Origin of the sequence: Neochlamydia sp. S13, from assembly GCF_000648235.2 — a bacterium.
Lineage (GTDB): Bacteria > Chlamydiota > Chlamydiia > Chlamydiales > Parachlamydiaceae > Neochlamydia.
Window position 1 is genome coordinate 153359 of sequence record NZ_AP017978.1, and the last position, 20099, is coordinate 173457.

The 20099-nt window shown below is 38.7% G+C and carries 13 protein-coding genes; 6 read left to right on the forward strand and 7 right to left on the reverse strand.

Going from position 1 to position 20099, the window contains the following annotated elements:
* Positions 1-40 precede the first annotated feature (40 nt).
* From TY21_RS10600 to TY21_RS10630, 7 genes are all read right to left on the reverse strand, one after another.
* Positions 41-4990, reverse strand: coding sequence for a tetratricopeptide repeat protein (locus tag TY21_RS10600; RefSeq protein ID WP_052354635.1), 4950 nt, complete (start codon positions 4988-4990; stop codon positions 41-43).
* 603 nt (positions 4991-5593) lie between these two features.
* The gene (gene accC, locus TY21_RS10605; protein ID WP_042243531.1) at positions 5594-6958 is read right to left on the reverse strand and encodes an acetyl-CoA carboxylase biotin carboxylase subunit; all 1365 of its coding nucleotides are present in this window, start codon (positions 6956-6958) and stop codon (positions 5594-5596) included.
* Positions 6959-6967: 9 nt separating this feature from the next.
* Positions 6968-7459: an acetyl-CoA carboxylase biotin carboxyl carrier protein gene (gene accB, locus TY21_RS10610; protein WP_039383904.1), complete on the reverse strand. Its 492-nt coding sequence runs from the start codon at positions 7457-7459 to the stop codon at positions 6968-6970.
* Positions 7460-7472: 13 nt separating this feature from the next.
* Positions 7473-8030, reverse strand: a complete 558-nt coding sequence (locus tag TY21_RS10615) for an elongation factor P (protein WP_039383902.1) — start codon at positions 8028-8030, stop codon at positions 7473-7475.
* Between the two features lie 262 nt (positions 8031-8292).
* Entirely contained in the window at positions 8293-9003 is a 711-nt protein-coding gene (gene rpe, locus TY21_RS10620; protein ID WP_042243528.1) for a ribulose-phosphate 3-epimerase, read from the reverse strand.
* A gap of 337 nt (positions 9004-9340) precedes the next feature.
* Positions 9341-11266 carry a hypothetical protein gene (locus TY21_RS10625; RefSeq protein ID WP_042243522.1) on the reverse strand — a complete coding sequence of 642 codons (1926 nt, stop codon included), beginning with the start codon at positions 11264-11266 and terminating at the stop codon, positions 9341-9343.
* Positions 11267-11294: 28 nt separating this feature from the next.
* Positions 11295-12080: an aspartate kinase gene (locus TY21_RS10630; RefSeq protein WP_042243520.1), complete on the reverse strand. Its 786-nt coding sequence runs from the start codon at positions 12078-12080 to the stop codon at positions 11295-11297.
* A 117-nt stretch (positions 12081-12197) separates the two neighbouring features.
* On the opposite strand from TY21_RS10630, the gene queD reads away from it, so the two are divergent.
* The 6 genes from queD to truB all read left to right on the forward strand — a co-directional run bounded on the left by queD (position 12198) and on the right by truB (position 19860).
* On the forward strand, positions 12198-12563 hold the full coding sequence (gene queD, locus TY21_RS10635) for a 6-carboxytetrahydropterin synthase QueD (protein WP_042243517.1): 366 nt from the start codon (positions 12198-12200) through the stop codon (positions 12561-12563).
* Positions 12564-12810: 247 nt separating this feature from the next.
* Positions 12811-14553 (forward strand): 30S ribosomal protein S1, encoded by a 1743-nt coding sequence (gene rpsA / locus TY21_RS10640; protein ID WP_042243514.1) that lies wholly within the window; start codon positions 12811-12813, stop codon positions 14551-14553.
* A gap of 150 nt (positions 14554-14703) precedes the next feature.
* Complete coding sequence (gene nusA / locus TY21_RS10645) at positions 14704-16011, forward strand: transcription termination factor NusA (RefSeq protein ID WP_042243512.1); 1308 nt, start codon at positions 14704-14706, stop codon at positions 16009-16011.
* A complete protein-coding gene (infB, locus tag TY21_RS10650; protein ID WP_042243509.1) occupies positions 15983-18751 on the forward strand; it encodes a translation initiation factor IF-2 in 2769 nt (922 codons plus the stop codon). The genes nusA and infB overlap by 29 nt, the downstream gene beginning before the upstream one ends.
* A 25-nt stretch (positions 18752-18776) precedes the next feature.
* Positions 18777-19145 (forward strand): 30S ribosome-binding factor RbfA, encoded by a 369-nt coding sequence (gene rbfA, locus TY21_RS10655; RefSeq protein WP_042243506.1) that lies wholly within the window; start codon positions 18777-18779, stop codon positions 19143-19145.
* Positions 19138-19860, forward strand: coding sequence for a tRNA pseudouridine(55) synthase TruB (truB, locus tag TY21_RS10660; protein WP_042243503.1), 723 nt, complete (start codon positions 19138-19140; stop codon positions 19858-19860). Before rbfA ends, truB begins: the two co-directional genes overlap by 8 nt.
* The last annotated feature ends 239 nt before the right edge of the window (positions 19861-20099 follow it).

Consider the following 20099-nt stretch of genomic DNA (forward strand, 5'->3'; position numbering starts at 1 on the left):
TTTAAACCGTATTTCCTTTATTTTTATCGCTAATTTAAGATTAAATCTTCTCTATTACAAATTCTCCATAAAGCATTAGATTGATGATAAACGCTTTATGAATATACTCTTCCGCCTTATCTAAATTGCCTTGAGCTTGGTAGATTTGTCCTAGGGTGTTGTAAAGAATTGCCACCTGGAGATGATATTCACCAAAAAGCTTAAGATCGATGGCAAGTGCTTTGTTAATAGACTCTATCGCCTGGACTAAATTGCCTTGCTTTTGGTAGATTATTCCTAAGTTGCTGTAATCGATTGCCACATCGGGATGATGTTCACCAAAAAGCTTAAGGTCAATGGTAAGCGCTTTTTTTACATACTCTGCCGCTTTATCTAGATTGCCTTGCTTTTGGTAGATTTGCCCTAGATTGTTGTAACAGGTTGCCACGTTGGGATGATTTTCACCAAGAAACTTAAGGTTAATGGCGAGCGCTTTGTTAGTATACTCTTCCGCTTGGCCTAGATTGCCTTGCTCTTGACAGATTACCCCTAAGCTGCTGTAGTTGATTGCCACTGTGGGATGATTTTCACCAAGAAACTCAAGGTTAATGGCGAGCGCTTTATTGCTATGCTCTGCTGCTTTGTCTAGCTTGTTTTGTTCTTTGTAGATCATTCCCAAGTTGTGGTAACAAGTTGCCATCAAGGGATGATTTTCACCAAAAAGCTTAAGGTTGATGGCAAGCGCTTTGCTAGTATACTCTTCGGCTTGGCCTATATTGCCTTGAGTTTCGTAGATTTGTGCTAAGTTATTGTAATAACTTGCCACATTAGAATTATTTTCCCCAAAAAGCTTAAGGTTAATGGCGAGCGCTTTGCCAATAGACTCTAAAGCTCTATCTAAATGGCCTTGCTCTCGGTAGATTGTCCCCAGATTGTTGTAATCGATTGCAACCTTGGGATGATTTTCACCAAAAAGCTTAAGGTTGATGGCAAGCGCTTTGCTAATATACTCTTCTGCTTTGTCTAGATTACCTTGCTTTCGGTAGATTATCCCTAGATTGTTGTAATCGATTGCAACCTGGGGATGATTTTCACCAAAAAGCTTAAGGTTGATGGCAAGCGCTTTGCTAATATACTCTTTCGCTTTGTCTAAATGGCCTTGCTCTAGGTAGATTACTCCTAGGTTATTGTAACAATTTGCCACCATAGGACGATATTCCTCAGAAAGCTTAAGGTTGATGGCAAGCGCTTTGTGAATATACTCTTCTGCTTTGTCTAAAATGCCTCGCTCTTTGCAGATTAGTCCTAGGTTGTTGTAATCCCTTGCAATCACAGGATTATGTTCTCCAAACAGCTTAAAATCAATGATAAGCGCTTTATTGCTATACTTTGCCGCCTGGTTTAAATTGCCTTGTTCTAGATAGATTTGTCCTAGGTTGTTGTAACAATTTGCCACAGTGGGGCAATATTCATCAGAAAGCTTAAGGTCAATGGCAAGCGCTTTGTTAATATATTTTTCTGCTTTGCCTAAATTGCCTTGTTCTTGGTAGATTAGTCCTAGGTTATTGTAGAAATTTGCCATATGGGGATGATATTCATCAAAAAGCTCACTACCCATGGCAAGCGCTTTTTTAACATGCTCTTCCGCTTTGTCTAAATTGCCTCGTTCTCGGTAGATTGCCCCTAGATTGTTGTAATCGGTTGCAAGGCTGGGATAATTTTTACCAAAAAGCTCAAGATTGATGGCAAGCGCTTGGTTGCTATACTTTTCCGCCTGGTCTAAATTGCCTTGCTCTTGATAGATGTATCCTAGGTTGTTGTAACGAATTGCTACGGTAGGATGATTTCCGCCAAAAAGCTTAAGGTCAATGGCAAGCGCTTTTTTAACATACTCTTCCGCTTCGCCTAAATTGCCTTTCTCTTTGTAGATCATTCCCAGGTTGTTGTAACAAGTTGCCACTACGCAATGGTATTCACCAAAACGCTTAAGGTTGATGGCAAGCGCTTTGGTACTATACTTTGCCGCCTTATCTAATTTGCCTTGCTTTTGGGAGATTTGTCCTAGGTTATTGTAATGGTTTGCCACGGTAGGATGATTTTCACCAAAAAGTTTAAGGTCAATGGTAAGCGCTTTTTTAACATACTCTTTCGCTTTGCCTAAATTGCCTTGGCTCTGGTAGATTCCCCCCAGCTCGTGGTAATTGACTGCCACGGAGAGACGATTTTCACCAAAAAAATTAAGGTTGATGGCAAGCGCTTTGTTAATATACTCTTCTGCCTGAGCTAAACTGCCTTTCTCTTTGTATATTAGTCCTAGGGTGTTGTACTCTCTTGCCATCCCGGGGTGATATTCACCAAAAAGCTTGATGGTAATGGCAAGCGCTTTGTTGCTATAATCTATTGCTTTATCTAAATTGCCTTGCTCGTGGTAAATGATTGCAAGAGCACTTAAAACTTCTGTATTTTGTGGATTTTCTTGTTCTGCTAAAAGATAACATTTTTCTGCTTCTTTATGCTGAAAAAGCCTCCGGTATATATCGCCTTGCGTCTCTAGTGAGTTATCCTCCAAATCAGAAGATTTAAGTTTATCTTCATTGCCTGCTAAAAATTCGTGAATAGATTGATAGAAAGGAATAAAGAGGTGGTAGATTTTTTTTATCTTCTTTAGAGTTGTATGATCTAGGGCAAACTGCTGTTGAATAAGACCTGGATCCTCAAAGCCAAAAGGTTTAAGGAGAGGATTCATCATCTCTTTTTGCGCCTGATAATGAGAATAAGTCTTAAGGCGCATGAATAAGGCTAGGCTCATCCAATCCTTTAACTTTTCAGTAGCCTCTTTCGTTATAATCTTTAATTCACTTAGCTTATCCATCCTAGTAAAAGTGTCGGAAGCCTCTATTTTTTTAAGCAGCGCTAACCGGTCAAAAGCTAAATGAGGAAACCTATAAAAATCATTTTTAACTTGAAAAAGCATGCCATGCCTGTGTAAATCCATTCGCGGGTTAAAAGCTATCATATCAGCTAGCACAAGGTGCTGCTTGGCTAAATAATGGCGCAGATCAAGGTTTTCTTGATAAGACGTATTGAGTATTTCTTGAATTTTTTCATCATAGGCTTTAGTTAGCTCCTCGTTGCCTAACAAATGAGTAAAGTTTAGCAATTCCATAGGAAGATGGGGCTCTTTTTTATGCCACCACTGGCCTTTTTCATCTTTACCCACATATTGGGCCATCTGTTCAGGAGTTTGAATAAGCTCAAATGTCTTACCATTCCCCAGAGGAGTTTTACAGCCTTTTCCTTCTACTCCTGCTCCATCAAAGGCAAAGCCCCGCGACGTAATGCCATCGAAAAAGCCTATTGCTTTTAAGCAAGGGATGTTCAAAGCAGGAAGAATAGTTTCCCCTAAATTGATAACCTGTAAATGAATTAAATTGGTCAGATTTCTAAAGTACTTCCTATTTACAGGAGTATCTTCTTGTATAAGAATGCCAAATTCTAAGTCGGAATAAGGAGTCATCTCTTCTCTAGCTAATGAGCCAAAGCCTATCATGGCATACTCACAAGGCGCAGTATCTAATTGATGCATGGCTTGTATTACAAGCTGTCCGAAGAAAATTTTTATCTCGTGAGCTATCTCGCCATAAAGCTCTCTCACCTCTTGGGAAGGAGGATTCTCTGACAGGGTTTGAATTTTCTTCTCTATTTCTTCTCTAAATTTTTTTAATTTGTTACGATTGCGTTCAAATTGTTTCTCTATTAACACAGAATCAAAAGGTTTACCTTTACATTCTCTAACAAGTAAATTCTGTGCTTGAGCAAGTCTAGCTTTAAGAGCTTTTTGACGCTCTTGAGGAGCTAGGCGTAAGGCATAATTATAAAGCCCTGCCGCTTGCAGAAGCGTTTCAGACGTTTGTTTTCTTAGATAAATATCGCCTAGTTTTTCTATGCAAAAGCTTTCTTGAAGAGGATCTTTTTCTTGAACAGCCATTTGTAAAGCTTGCGTATAGGCTTGTTCTAATTCTTTTATCTCCTTGTCTGATAAAAGTTCCTGGCTCTCCAATGTTTTGAGGGTGTTTTTTAATGCATTTGTAGATAGAGAATTAGAAAAAAGAAAATTAGTGGGGGTTTTCGACTTTGAAAGAAGGATTTTATCTTGCTTTAAGGGCTTTTGAGCGTAGATAAAATGACCACCTAAATCCACAATAAAAATATAGTCTTGAGGCCTTTCTTCTTGAGGAATAGTTTCCCATTCCTGGGATCTATCTTTTTTAGATGTTAAGCCTACTTTTGAAGAGATAAGCATATCATTAATGCCACATCCCAAAGAGTCTTCATTCACTGTAACTAATCTTATAGGAATAGATAAAGCCCGGGCTAATAAATCTCCTTCGTCCAAGCCACTTACCCGACTTCCTTTTTTAATTATTTCTTTCGCCCTTTTACTGTCAGTGTGCTTAACAATGTCTGAAAGCACTTGCCTTAAATAGGAGATTTTATTACTTTGCTCTTCTAGCAATGGAATCTTCCTAGAAAGCCCTTTATAGCTTCCTAAAAAAGCACTGAAAAAGCAATCGCCGTCACCTGCAACCCCTTTTAATTCAAAACCTTCTTTATGTAGATAGGCAGCTACAGCATTTACTTTTATTTCTACTGCATCACTAATAATAGTTGAAGGATCATACCATAAAGATTTAGCTATTTGAGATGAGTTCCAGTGAGCTGGGAAAGGATTCAAGGAATTTGCTTCATTAGCAGCAAGCTGATTAGATGTGGGTAAATTACTTTTAATTTTCTTTAAATGGAGCCTTTTCCATCCATCCATTTGCTCAATTAATTGCTTCCACTCTTTACAAACACCTCGTGCGTTAGTTAGTTCTTGCTGACTCAGCTCCAGGAAAATCTTTAAGCTAATTTCTGCATACGGGCCTAGCCCTAGATAAGGCTTTTCTTTTGCTAGTTCCTTAAATGGAGTAAATATAAAAGAGTTAATAGAGAAACTTCCTAAGTTCATAAGCTTACCCTCCTTTTATCTAGCTTTATTTTCACCTGCCTTTCAAAGCATCAACTGCTTTATCAACAATTTTTTAAAGAAGCGTTATAATTTGTCAATCTAAATCTAAATTTTTTTTATTGGTATTAGGGCGGACGAGCTGTAGCTAAGTAAGAAGAGAGAGCAAAAAACTTTAGATGTAAGAGGATATCTTAAAACCGCTCTTTTAACTTATTAATCCGACTTAATATGAGCTTAATCATTGATAAATAAATCCAATTTTCCCTTACAGAGATTAAGCTACGGACTTTAGAATTTCTTTAATAATGTGCAAAAAGATAAGAGTAAAACAAGGGTTTTAAGATATCCTCTTATAAGGGGTTTTAGAAAAATTACTTGCAGACTCTAGCTTAACCTCTATCAGCTATCTCTCTAATTTTTTAACTCACCTAGTTGTAAAGTAGATTATTAGAAAGCAATAAAAAGGCAAGGGCAGGATTAAAGAATAAGCAATCCACGGCTAATATCATAAAACTTATAAACTTAAGGTTTTAAACTTGAGATGCTAATGCATTTCTTCATGCTATTCCCCTGCCATGTCCTACGAACAGATATCTTTTTATCTTACTCTTCTAAACTAAAAGAACACCCTTCTGCAATCAAGCCATCAATATAGCTTAGATGAAAATCGGAATGAAGAAATTTTTTATCATGAAGCATATAGAGATGAAAAGGAATGGTTGAGTCTACGCCGCCAATATGAAACTCTCGTAAGGCTCGTTTTCCTATAGCTATCGCTTCTAAACGATCTTTGCCATGGACAATTAATTTAGCAATCATGGAGTCGTAATTGGGAGGAATTTGATAGCCTGAATAACAAGCACTATCCACACGAACATGGGGGCCACCAGGAGGTAAATAATATTCAAGTCGTCCAGGAGAAGGTGAAAAATTTGCTGCAGGGTTTTCGGCATTGATGCGAAATTGGATAACATGCCCCTTAAAGCTAATCTCTTCTTGGGCATACCGCAGTTTATTACCCATTGCTACACTCAGCTGCTCTCCAAGAAGATCCACTCCTGTTAGCTCCTCTGTCACCGTATGTTCTACCTGAATCCTTGTATTTACTTCCATAAAATAGAAATGATGATCAGCATCCAATAAAAATTCAACGGTAGCTACTGAATAATAATTAGCCTCTTTAACAACATTAATCGCTGCTTGGCCAATTTTTTGCCTCAATTTGCTATTTAGCAGCGGACTAGGGGCCTCTTCAATAAGTTTTTGACGACGCCTTTGGATGGAACAATCTCTCTCTCCAAGGTGAATGTAGTTGCCATATTTATCTCCAATAACTTGGACTTCAATATGCCGAGGATCAACAATCATCTTCTCTAGGTAGACATCAGGATTACTAAAGCTTGCATCTGCCTCAGCACGTGCAGCAGGAAAAAGACGTATGAATTCTTCTTCACTATAAGCAATGCGTATTCCTTTCCCCCCTCCCCCTGATACGGCTTTAATGAAAATCGGGTATCCAATCTCCTTGGCTACTTCTAGGCCCTCTTTTAGATCGCTTACGATTCCCTCGGAGCCAGGGATGACAGGACAGCCGGCCTTTTTTGCCGTGGCCTTAGCCTTAGCTTTATCTCCTAGCAACGTGATCGAGGCAGGAGCAGGCCCGATGAAATTTAAGCCGCAACTTTCGCAAATGGAAGCAAAATTAGCATTTTCGCTTAAAAAACCATAGCCTGGATGTATGGCATCTGCTCCTGTTATTTCACAGGCAGAGAGGATGTTAGAGATCTTAAGATAAGATTTAGCAGCAGGAGCTTCGCCGATACAAATGGCTTCATCGGCATGCAACACATGAAGAGCCTCGGCATCTGCTTGTGAATAAACTGCTACTGTTTGTAAGCCTAAATCGTGACAAGCACGGATAATCCTAACGGCAATTTCACCACGGTTAGCAATAAGAACTTTTTGCATATTTCAATACTACGTAATTCGAAAGAGTTTTGTTCCAAATTCTACAGGATGTCCGTTTTCTACTAGCACTTCAGCCACCGTCCCTGTTGCTCCAGCTTTGATTTCATTCATTACTTTCATAGCTTCTATAATGCAAACAACGCTATTTTTATCAATTTTACTACCTACTTTAACAAAAGGAGGTTCTTCAGGAGAAGGCGTATTATAAAATGTTCCTACCATGGGCGAAGTGACAAAAAATGTATTTGCATCTTCCTTATGCTCTACCGCTTGACCAGGTGGCACTGCCAAAGAAGCCACACTAATATTTGCCCGCCGCAAGGCCTCGTCTGTTTTATTAAAAGTCTCTTCTGGCGACTCAAACATTGACTCGGGAACCTTTATGGTTCCCCCATCGTATCTTTCGATCTCAATTTCAAAGCCTTCTTTTTTAATAGTTACGCGTTTGGTTCCCGTACGTCCCATCGCCCCCATCAATTCCTTTATCTGCTTTAGCTCCACGCAACAATCCTCCCTATACCCTCTGTATGTATTCGTACGAACGCGTGTCTATTTTTATGATATCACCTGCTTCGATAAATGGTGGAACCTCAATTTTAGCCCCGGTCTCTAATAGAGCAGCTTTGGAAGCATTAGCTAATATAGATTTATTTTCTCCTCCTTCCACTTTTGCAACCATCAATTCTAAAAACTGAGGTAGCTCTACAGCAAAAATAGTTTCACCAAAAAAAGAAGCTTTAACTTCTACGCCTTCTTTCAAGTAGTTGATGCTATTGCCTATAATATGTTGAGGAATTAAAATTTGATTAAGGTTTTCAATGTCTAAAAAAAGGTAATCTTTTCCTTCTAAATAAAGAAATTCTAGACGACGTTCTGCTAGATTAACATCTTTAATTGACTGATTTAATTTAAAATTCTTTTCAATCAGTTCATTAGATGTTAAATCACGTAATTTTGTTTTTATAAAAGGTGTACCCTTGGGTACCATCACTTTTACCGTAGTTTCCACGCGATAAAGTTTGTTATTGATAGAAATTGTCATTCCAGGAGTTAGCTGGTTACTCATAACCATAGACGTTTCTGTCCTTCAGTAAAAAATTTAAGCTATCCTTGACATATTAAGAAACTAGGGCTCAAATGTCAAAGAGAAAAATAGGAACAAAATTTCAAAAAATTTCTTTTTTCTGGCTCTATAAAACAGTCTCTTTATAGAAACATTAAAAGGTAAGCTGCTTATGTTTCCAAGCGCAATAAAAAAGAGAGGGTAAAAATTTTTTTATCTGCTAAGGATGGACTTACGGATTTCCAAGAGTAAAAAAGTTTATTAGGTTCTCTCAAAGGCAGCGTAAGCTTTCTACTCCTTCATGCATGTTAGGGCTCTTAAATAAAAATGTTCCCGCCACTAAGATGTTAGCCCCTGCTTTTACACATAACCTAGCAGTTTCTGGAGTAATTCCTCCATCGACTTGAATATCAAAAGGAGGTAGCTTTTCAGGAGAATCTTCCTTAGCAGTCATCCCCCCTTGGCAAATATCAAGTTTAGTCAAGCATTCACGCGTAAAGCTTATTTTTTCTAGGACCTCAGGCATAAATTTTTGTCCTCCAAAACCTGGATGAACAGTCATAAGCAAGATAAGATCACACTTATTTAAATATTTAGGAATCATAGAGGCCGACGTCTCAGGGCAAAAAGCTAGGCCTGCTTTAATGTTGCACTTACGAATATATTCCAAAGTTTCATCTACCTCTTCGGTAGCCTCAAAGTGGATAGTAATGTTGTCTGCACCTGCTTCAACAAAACGTTCGATATAATCAAAGGGATGATAAACCATTAAATGAACATCTAAAAACATATTCGTAGCACGATTAATAGCAGCAACAGCTTGTGGCCCCATCGTTAAATTGGGCACAAAATTTCCATCCATGATATCAATATGCAAAGAGTCTGCCCCCGAGTCCTCAATTTTCTTAGCCGTATCTGCCAAATAGCCAAAGTCACCTGCTAAAATAGAGGTAGCCACTTTTATAGGGTGTGTTTTTATCATTGTTAATGCCTGGTCAAAATTATGTTCAGGGAGGTTAGCTTAAGCAACCCGAGCTTGTCAAGTAATACAATCCATAAGTGATTAATGGTTGTTAAACAAGCAGGTAATTAAAGCCCTCTACTTAAATCTCTTCTCGCTGTCCCTTTAACCTTAAGCTAAAAAATGCTAACTAAGCCTATAAATTTTCTTCTTGGCGGCTTCTCTTTTTTTCCAGTCTCACCTCCTTCGACATTAAGAAAAACTTTTAAGCATTTACACAAACTTTATTTAAAAATTTTAAAGCCAAAGCTTGCTATGTCTCCGTGTGAAACTCAAAACAAGAGATTAAACTTAAAGCTTAGGAGACTTTATTATCAAACATGTTGATTACTGCCTTTTGAATAATTGAGCCAAATAATTTTTGCCGTTTTCCATCCAAGCAGCGGTATAGATAACAATTATAATTGACCTCATGCACCTGCATATAGGCAGTGGCAATTTCTGAGGATTTAGCTTGCAAAACATCTAAAGCTTGAGCTAAGTCCTCGCGGTTTAAACGTTCTTCAGATTTCACTATTACATATATATAAGGCGTCTTGGCTAATGTTTTCACGTGATAAGATAGGGGCGGCACCATTTCTTCCTCAATTGTTTCTCTTAACAAGCTAAAAAACATTTTCAAAGTTTCTGCTTCTAAAACGGTGCGCATGACTATAGGGGTAATGGAAAAGAAGAAATTTTCTAATAACAATTCATTAAAATCAGTCTCTTCTCCAAGGAGCACTTTTAGCTCGGCTAAAAGTTCATTTTGTTTTGAGATCATTCCTCCGTTAAAATCTCTAAATTCCCCTAGAATTCTTAGCAATTCAAAAACTACACTTTGACGGGCTTTATTTAGATCGATAGAATTATCTCGTCTAATGAAATCATCTTTTGAAATCTTTACAGTGAATACCGTGGCTTCTTTACTATGCTTTCCTCGCAAGTATCCTAGAGTTTTACAACGATCATGCGTATAGTCTAGAAAAGTTTCACTTTTATCAAAAAGTTCTTTTATAGAGGCGCCACTAGGTTCAACCACTCTAACCACAATGATGGTAAATACCAACTTAGAATAGGTTTGCTCGTCAAAATTAATGATGACTTGAGGTAAATCCCGTACAAACTTAACTTGGCTGCTTAAGCTAAAGATGTTACGCATAATCTCTTCTTCGTTGCGTGGCATGAAGATAGGGTGCACAATATGTTCAATGCTATCTAGCAAATCTACAGGTAAAGTTTTACGCAGCTGAGAGACTTCTTGTGAGGTAAATTTCTCTCCCATACTTTTTTCTATTTCTATATAGAGAGTACAAAAGTTTTCTGGAGAACGTCGATTGTCAATAAAAGAATTTTCTACCATCAGCGCATTGGGAATATGATTTTGAATCGCTCGAATTAAATGCCGTTTATCAAAAATTTCTTTTTCCCTTAAAAAATTGAAGCCAACAATGATCCCTAGCACCTCCTTATTTTGCTCTTGGTCGCGCAAATAGGTTTTAAATATTTTCAAGAAGAAGTGCCTTTTATTTTGAACTTGAAGCCGATCGAAAAGATATCTTCTAAAAAGATATTGAATGCAGATAATGCGACTAAGATGGCGGCTACTTCGTTGTGATTTAAAATCATCGTGGCATATTACCAACACATGTTGCATCTCTGTTAACAAATCATAGTCAAAAAACTGAGGTTTACGCTCAATCAAATAGGCGATATTTTCTTGGATAAGAGCCGTTTTTGCATCAATGCTTAAGCCTTTAATTTCTAAAATTCTTTTAGCATAGTAAGAAGAATCCATTCCTAAGCGTATTTCTGCTTCGATAATAGGTAAATTAGCTTTGATCTGCTCTACATCGGAAATTAAATCCAGATGGATAACCACTTTGAACAATCGGTAAATTAGTGGGCTTAGAGAAGGAATGCAAAACTCAGAAGAAAATATCATCGATTGATTTAAACGTCGCCCTGGCACTAGCCAATTCGAAAGCATTTCGATAAAAAACTTTAGAGTATGTTTCTGAGATTTGCCAAAATAATAAAAGGTTAGATAGCCAGGAGCCTGGTTTGAAACTAAAGTCTTAAGGATAGGAAATTCACTTTCATAACTCTTATTTTTGAAAAAATTTAGAGGAACCATTTTCTTCAATGTGCTATGGATAGCTTCCTTGAATAAATGTATACTTATGTCATTATCTTGATCCTCAACAAGAATCTTTATTTCGGGAAAACACTCATTTTCTTGCATGGTTTAAGCTACTTATAGGCATATATTGTTAAATTTCATCTTCAAACAAATGCTTATCCGGCTGGCAAGAGTCTTCAAAAATTATTGTGCACCTTTCATTTTCTCCCATACCATATGTCTTAAAAGATCTTATCTTTAAGGGCAAATAATTCTTATAGGCCAATTCTATACAACGAGGATGTAATATCTTTCCACCTTTACCAACTACCTCTAAAGCTTGCTTATAAGTAAGCTTTGAATAAAAAGCTGCGTGAGGATTTTTTTTAGGGTCTTCTGCATAAACTCCCGGAACATCTTTAAAAAACTCTACGACCGAGGCCTTTAAAATCACTCCTAAAGCTACTGCTGTAGTATCTGAGCCACCTCGCCCTAAAGTAGTAATTTCTCCTAATCTGCTTACCCCTTGGAATCCTGCTACAATAACGATTTTACCAGAATCTAGCAAGGGCAAAACACGAGTAGGCCGCACATCGATAATTCTTGCTTCCGTATGCTTTGAACAAGTAATAATTCCTGATTGGCTACCTGTAAAGCTTAAAGCCTCGTATCCTTTAGCGGCCAAGGCCATTGCAAGCAAAGAACAGCTGATTCTTTCTCCTACGGTCACTAGCATATCATATTCTCGGCGAGGAGGGTCAGGGTTAACTTGCTTAGCTAATGCAATCAAATGATCTGTGGTTTTTCCCATCGCACTTACTACGACTACAAGACGTTGAAAATCTTTTTTTCGTGAAATAATAAGATCGGCTATATAGGAAAAATGCTCAGCAGTAGCTACTGCTGCCCCTCCAAATTTCATTACAAGTGTCTGCATAGGAATAGTTTTTTACTTTTTTATTATTTTTTTTCTGATAAGCTTGAGTTACTTATAAAAAAAAGCCCTCCCATCTGTCAATTTAAATCCTTATATTCCAAAGGCAAATGAAGCAAGATGTATGAATTGGAAAAAATTTTTTGTTTCGAAGCAGCTCACTTTTTAAACCATCATGATGGTAAGTGCAAAAGTATGCATGGCCACTCCTATAGTCTCCATGTCATTATCCGAAAGGAATCTTTACAAAAAGAGGGGCCCAAGAAAAACATGGTGATAGATTTTCAAGATCTCGCTGATCTTATCCAGCCTATGCTAAAAAAATATTTAGATCATCAGTGCTTGAATGAGACCCTACAGTCGGATTCTACGACGGTAGAATTTGTGTGCAAATGGATTTATGATTATCTTAAGCCCATGCTACCCGAACTGTATGCTATCACCCTTTATGAAACAGCCTCTTCAAAAGCGACTTACTGGATGTAAGGTTTTCTTCAAACAATCTAGATAGCTATGGGTTAATTTTCATTTCAACCCCTCATCGATGAGGAGAATATTTAATAAAAAAATTTATTAAATTAAATAAGCATTTTTTATATTCTTCTAGATTCGGTTTTATCCTTATTTCCTTTCCTGCCCTCTCCTGTTTTCACTTTAGTTTTATATATTGCTATTTTTCTTTCACATCTGATATCTTTACTCCATTAGTATGAAAAATAGGAGTAACCTTTAAATGTCTAAAAACCCCCAACACACCTGGAATGAGAGCAAGATCGTCGATGATGTCTCTTACCAGCAAACAGATGCAGAACTTTTTAAAGCTTTATTAGAAGGCCAGTCATCCAATAATAACATTGAAGACAGCACTGCATTGATCCCAGGAACTATCCTCAAGGGAAGGATTGTCGAAATTACAAAAGATCATGTTGTCGTAGATGTAGGCTTAAAATCAGAAGGTCTAGTCCCTATTGAAGAATTCTCTGATCCTTCAAATGTGGTATTAGATGGGGAAGTCGAAGTGCTTCTTGACCAAGCAGAAGATGATAATGGGCAGATTGTTCTCTCTCGTGAAAAAGCCGAAAGAATGCGTCAATGGGAATATATTCTTGAACATTGCGAAGAAGGCTCTATTGTCAAAGGCCGTGTCCTCCGTAAAGTTAAAGGTGGCTTAATGGTTGATATCGGAATGGAAGCATTCTTACCTGGCTCTCAAATCGATAATAAGCGCATTAAAAACCTCGATGAATATCTCGGCAAGACATATGAATTTAAAATCCTTAAAATTAATATTGAACGTAAGAACGTGGTCGTCTCCAGACGTGAGCTTTTAGAAGCAGAAAGAATTTCTAAGAAGGCTGAGCTTTTGGAAAATATTAAAGAAGGTGATGTACGTGATGGGATTGTTAAAAACATTACCGATTTCGGTGTTTTCCTTGACCTCGATGGTATTGATGGCTTATTACATATTACGGATATGACTTGGAAACGTATTAAGCATCCTTCTGAAATGGTTCAACTTGGACAAAAACTAGAAGTGATGATTCTAAGCGTCGATCGCGAAAAAGGTCGTGTGGCTTTAGGTTTAAAACAAAAAGAATCTAACCCTTGGGATCAAATCGAGCAAAAATACCCACCTGGAACGCGTGTGAAAGGTAAGATTGTTAACTTGCTCCCTTATGGTGCCTTTATTGAAATTGAGCCAGGTATTGAAGGCCTTATTCATGTATCAGAAATGTCATGGGTAAAAAATGTCACCGATCCTAGCGAAGTAGTCAAAAAAGGTGATGATGTGGAAGCTGTAGTCCTTTCGGTACAAAAAGAGGAAGGGAAAATTTCTTTAGGAATTAAACAAGCGGAACATAACCCTTGGGATGATGTAGAAAAAAGATATCCAGTAGGTACTAACGTTAAAGCAGAGATTCGCAGTTTAACTAATTATGGCGCTTTTGTCGAATTAGAGCCAGGAGTAGAAGGCTTAATACATATTTCGGATCTAAGCTGGATTAAAAAAGTCTCTCACCCTTCTGAAGTTCTCCGTAAAGGCGATGTCGTAGATGCCTGCATCTTATCCGTCGATCGAGATAGCAAGAAAATCACTTTAGGTGTTAAGCAATTAAGCAATAACCCTTGGGAAAGCATTGAGAAAACGATGCCGGTGGGATCTTTAGTTAAAGGAAAAGTAACTAAAATAACTGCATTTGGAGCTTTTGTAGAACTCGATAGCGGTATTGAAGGACTTATCCATGTCACTGAATTATCTGATCAGGCCTTTGGTAAAGTTGAAGATGTTGTTTCTAAAGGAGACGACGTAACAGCTAAGGTGATTAAATTAGATCCTGAGCATAAAAAGATTGCTCTTTCTATTAAGGAATATTTAATTGATCAAAATCACACCAGTCATGATGACATCATTTTAACTTCCAATAAACGCAAAAAGAAATCTTCTGAAAAAGATAGAGAAGATAGCGAAGATTAGAATACGTTCTGAATCGCATCCAATCGGTAGAAAAGCTAGCTTTTCTACCGATTAACGCACCTTACATAGATAAATACCCTCTTGTAAGTTGCTTTACAAATCTTCTTTAATATATAATTCCTATCTTAAGAATTTGAGGCAAAAAAAACGATGAATAAAGATCTCATAGCTATTTTTGAGTACCTAGAAAGAGAAAAAGGCATTAAGCGAGAAATCGTAATCAGCGCCATAGAAGAATCTCTTCGTGCCGCCGCCCGTAAAAGTATTAGCGGAGCCTCAAATGTTACTGTGACTATTCATCCCAAAACAGGTAATATTGACGTTTACTGTGAAAAAGAAATTGTAGATGAAGTGGAAGTACCTGCTCAAGAAATTTCATTAGAAGAAGCTCGCGAAATTGATCCTGAGAGCCAAGTGGGCCAATTTATTGATGTAATAGCCACTCCTAGAGATTTTGGTCGCATTGCGGCTCAAAAAGCACGCCAAATTATTACTCAAAAGTTGCGTGGGGCGGAGCGCGATGTAATTTATGAAGAGTATCGCCATCGTGTAAATGAATTAATTTCTGGTACTGTCAAACGCTTTGTCCGAGGAGCTAATTTAATTATTGATTTAGGTAAAGTAGAAGCGTTAATGCCAATGAAGCACTATCCTAAAACTGAAAAATATAATCTTGGAGATAAAGTTTTAGCCTTGCTGCTAGAAGTTAATGATACGGAGAATGGCGGCGCAGAAGTTATTCTCTCGCGTAGCCATCCAGAATTTGTTCGTCAATTGCTCATCCAGGAAGTACCTGAAATTAATGATAATATTGTGATTATCGACAAAATCGCTCGTGATCCCGGCTATCGAACTAAATTGACTGTCCGTTCTACAGATCCTAAAGTTGATCCAGTAGGTGCTTGTGTAGGCATGCGTGGGGTACGTGTTAAAAATGTAGTCAGAGAATTACATAATGAGAAAATTGATATTATTCCTTTCTCCGCCGACCCTATTGAACTTTTGCAGAATGCTCTATCGCCAATCGAGATTCGTAAAATCAATATTAGCGAAGACGATCAGACGATCTCTATCGTCGTGGACGACGAAGATTTTGCCGCTGTGATTGGTAAAAAAGGAATGAATGCAAGGCTTAACAGCGAATTGATTGGTTATGAGCTAGAAGTGCAACGGATGACGGATTACAATCGCACCATGGCTTTACAGCGCACAGAGCTAGCCGAATCCGATGATCCTTCTCTCAACGAGCCTTTAGAAGGGATCGATGGTCTTAACAATCTGATTTTCCAACATCTGATTGCCGAAGGCTACACTACTCTCAAATCTCTCTTGATTGCAACTCCAGAAGAATTGGCAAAAATTCCTGGCATAAGCCTAGATACCGCCGATAAGATTATAGAACAAATTAGAAAACAAAGGATAGAAAGCCTTGGCAAAAAACCTGAAGCTAACAATTAAAAACACTCAAATTGCTGAAGCCATCAATTTAGGTAAACTTAAAAGCAAAATCGCAGCAAATAAGGCTTTAGAAGATAAAGAAGAAAAGCCTGTAAAAAAAAGTGCGCTGACTAAAGCACCTAAAGCAGAATTAAATGAATCTACGAAAAACGCTTCAGTTCATTCTCCAGCTAAGGAAGAAGCTACGCCTCGAATCCGCGCGCGTTCTAAATCTGCTTTTGCTGAAGGCTCTGCCCCTGAAGCTAAGCCTAAGGTAGAAGTTGCCGAAACTTCACGAGCAGGTGAAGCTGAAGATACCGAGGAAGAAGGCATTAAAGTTAAAAAATCTAGTGAAGAGCTACGTAAAGAAATTTTTGCTGAAGAACTGGTAGAGCTATCTGAGAAAAAGATTCTTGAAGAAAAGCCAGCGGCGGAAGAAGCTTTTTCTGAAGCGGGTAAAAATGAAAAACCTCCTGCTCCTGCTGAGAAGCCCCCTCTTATAGCAAAGGAATTAATTCCTTCTCGAGAAGAAAAACCTGTAGCAGTATCTCGCCAAGAAGTCCCTATACCTGCAATTAAGCCTATGCCAGAATATGTCAAGCTAGGGCCTACAGGTCGGCATGTTAAGGATCTTTTACCTCGAAAGCCTGCTCCACGGCCTGCTTATGTTCCTCCTCAGGCACCTCACAAACATAAAGGAGAAGCAGCATCTGCCCTCGATAAAGAAGCAGCAGCTAAAGCTACGAAAGACAAATTTAAGCCCAAAGAGGGTGAAGAAGTTGCTGTTAGCGATGAAAATCTTCCTAAAAAAACTTTTCCAGGCAAAGCTAAAGAGTTTCGTGATCTAAAACCTACCCGGCGTCTTGAACCCACTCGAGCATTTGATGCACGTGATCGACAAGGCTTGCGAGCAGACGATGATACTTCTCAATGGAGAAAAAAACGCAACAGACAGATCAAGCAAGTTCAGGAAGATACCACTATTCGGCCTACTGCGCTCAAAATTAGAACGCCTATTAGCATTAAAGATTTGGCTGCTGAAATGAAGTTAAAGTCCTCCCAGCTAATCTCTAAATTGTTCATGCAAGGGCTTGTCGTTACCCTTAATGATCTGCTAGAAGATGAGACCACTATTCAACTACTAGGTCATGAATTTGGATGTGAAATTAGCATTGACACCTCGGAAGAAAAAAGGATCCGCATTACTGACCAAAGTGCTAGCGAAGAGATCAAACAAACATCTCCAGAAAAGCTACACATCAGGGCACCTGTGGTTGCCTTTATGGGACATGTAGACCATGGCAAAACCAGCTTAATTGACGCAATAAGAAGCAGCAACCGTGCAGCTGGCGAAGCAGGAGCTATTACTCAACATATCGGAGCGTTTAAATGTCAAACGGCGGTTGGAGAGATTTGCATCCTTGATACCCCAGGACACGAAGCCTTTTCAGCTATGCGTGCCCGCGGTGCGGATGTCACTGATATCGTCGTGTTAGTCGTAGCAGGTGACGAAGGCCTTCGCCAACAAACAGTGGAAGCCATCCAGCATGCTCGTGAAGCAAAAGTCACCATCGTAGTAGCTATTAACAAATGTGATAAGCCTAATTTTAATGTTGAAAATGTCTACCGCCAACTTGCAGAGCAAGAACTTCTCCCAGAAGCATGGGGCGGGCAAACTATTACTGTTAATTGCTCCGCAGTCACTAAAGAAGGAATTAACACGCTGCTAGAAATGTTGGCCTTGCAAGCAGAAGTGTTGGAACTGCGTGCAGATCCTACTAACCGGGCGCGAGGGCGTGTCCTAGAATCTGAAATGCATAAAGGCATGGGCGCTATGGCTACTATGCTGATTCAGAATGGAACTTTAAAAATAGGCGACTCTCTTGTATTTGATCAATACTGGGGACGTGTTAAAACTATGCAAGATGAATACGGCCATAATATTCAGCAAGCGGGACCTTCAACGCCTGTAGCCATTACAGGTCTTTCGGGTCTTCCAGAAGCAGGCCAAGAGTTTATTGTAGTTAAAAATGAAAAAGAAGCTCGTGAGATTGCTGAAGCTCGTATGGTGGGTATGCGCCAAAATAACTTGCTTAAAAAGAAGCTCTCCATGGAAAACTTGATGATGCAAGCTTCAGAGCCTTCTAAGAAAATTCTCAATATTATCTTACGTGCTGACGTACAAGGCTCTCTTGAAGCCCTAAAAGTAGGGCTGTTAAAGATCTACTCGAAAAAAGCCGAGGTTAATATTATTTCTGCAGGAGTAGGAGAAGTTTCGGAGTCAGACGTACAAATGGCTGCGACCTCCAAAGCGGTCATTATAGGCTTCCACACCCAGATTGAAAGCCATGCGGATGCCCTTATTAGACAACATGGAGTACAGGTTAAAATGCATGACATCATTTACCATGCTATTGATGATGTTAAAGCCATGCTCGTAGATCTGTTAGATAAGATTGCTATTGAAACAGAAAAAGGCAAGTTCCAGGTGAAAGCGCTCTTTAAGTCCTCCCATTATGGACAAATAGCCGGAGGAATTGTTACTGAAGGAGCGATTAATCGTAATAACCAGATGCGCATTATACGCAATGGTCAGCTGATTGGAAAATCATCGATTTCCTCAATAAAACGCGTAAAAGACGATGTACGAGAAGTCCAAAAAGGCCTTGAATGTGGTATAGTTCTTTCCAATTTTGATACCGCACAAGAAGGCGATGTATTTGAAGCGTACGAAGTTACTTACATTACCCAAGAATTATAAAATTCTTTATAGAGGCAGGTAAATCATGGCAAAACAACGCACGGATAGACTGAATTCCCTACTTAAAGAAGTTATCTCAGATGTTATTCGTAAAGACGTGCGCAACCCGCACGTCAATGAGCTTATGACGGTCACAAGGGTAGAGATTACTAAAGACTTACACCATGCCAAAGTATTTGTCAGCGTGATTGGCAATCAAGAGGAAAAAGACCAGACTATCCATGCTCTTGAAACAGCAGCAGGGTTTGTCGCGGTCACCGCCTCAAAAAAAGTGGTCATGCGTTATTTTCCAGAGCTTCACTTTAAGCTTGATGATAGCGTAGATAAGCATATGCGTATCGAGCAGCTCCTCGAAAAAATTAGTAGCGAGCGTGAGTCGCGAGGCAATGATTAATCGTTCAGCAGACTCGATAACTCCTGACCCTCAAGGTATTTTGCTTATAGATAAGCCTATAGGCAAAACATCTTTTAGCCTCGTAGCGGCATTAAGACGTATTCTAGGAGTACGTAAAATCGGTCACGCCGGTACGCTCGACCCTTTTGCCACAGGCGTCATGGTTTTGCTCATCGGACGCAACATGACTAAGCTTTCCGATCGATTTCTATGCGAGGATAAAGAATACCTTGCTCAAGTGCATTTGGGAGAAGCTACTGATACCTACGATTGTGAAGGAACTATCACTTTCCAATCCCCTCTTGTTCCTACTCCCTCTGAAATTAAGGCTATTATCCAAGAATTTCAAGGAGAAATACAACAAATTCCCCCTATGCATTCTGCCAAAAAAGTTAATGGAAAAAAACTTTATGAACTGGCTAGACAAGGAAAAGTTATAGAACGCCAACCTGCCAAAGTGACTCTGCAAGTAGAGATATTAGATTATCACTATCCTTATCTAAATCTTCGGGTGAAATGTTCTAAAGGTACCTACATACGTAGTTTAGCTGATGATATAGGTAAAAAGCTAGGGTGCGGGGCTCATCTTTCCAATCTTAAAAGGACGCGTAGCGGGCCCTTTAAAGTCGAAGATTGCTTAGATGGCAGCCAATTATTTATTGCCTCCCCTGATACTCAAGAAATTAGCAAAGCTCTTTTTTACCCTGCTCTATAGGATATTTCCTAAAACTTTTTTAGCTAATCAATTAGAATTAGCTCCAAAAAAATTCTAATAGATAGCTTATAAGTCATTTATGTTAAAAGATCCTTGCTTTCATCAACCTATCATCCTCATTAATAGCCTTACCAAAAAATTATATTTATTTGCAAGAAAATGTTTTATATGTATGTTGTAGGCAAAGCCCTTACAAAGGAAAAAAAGGGCTGTTTTTAAACCTAGTTACCAACCTAAAG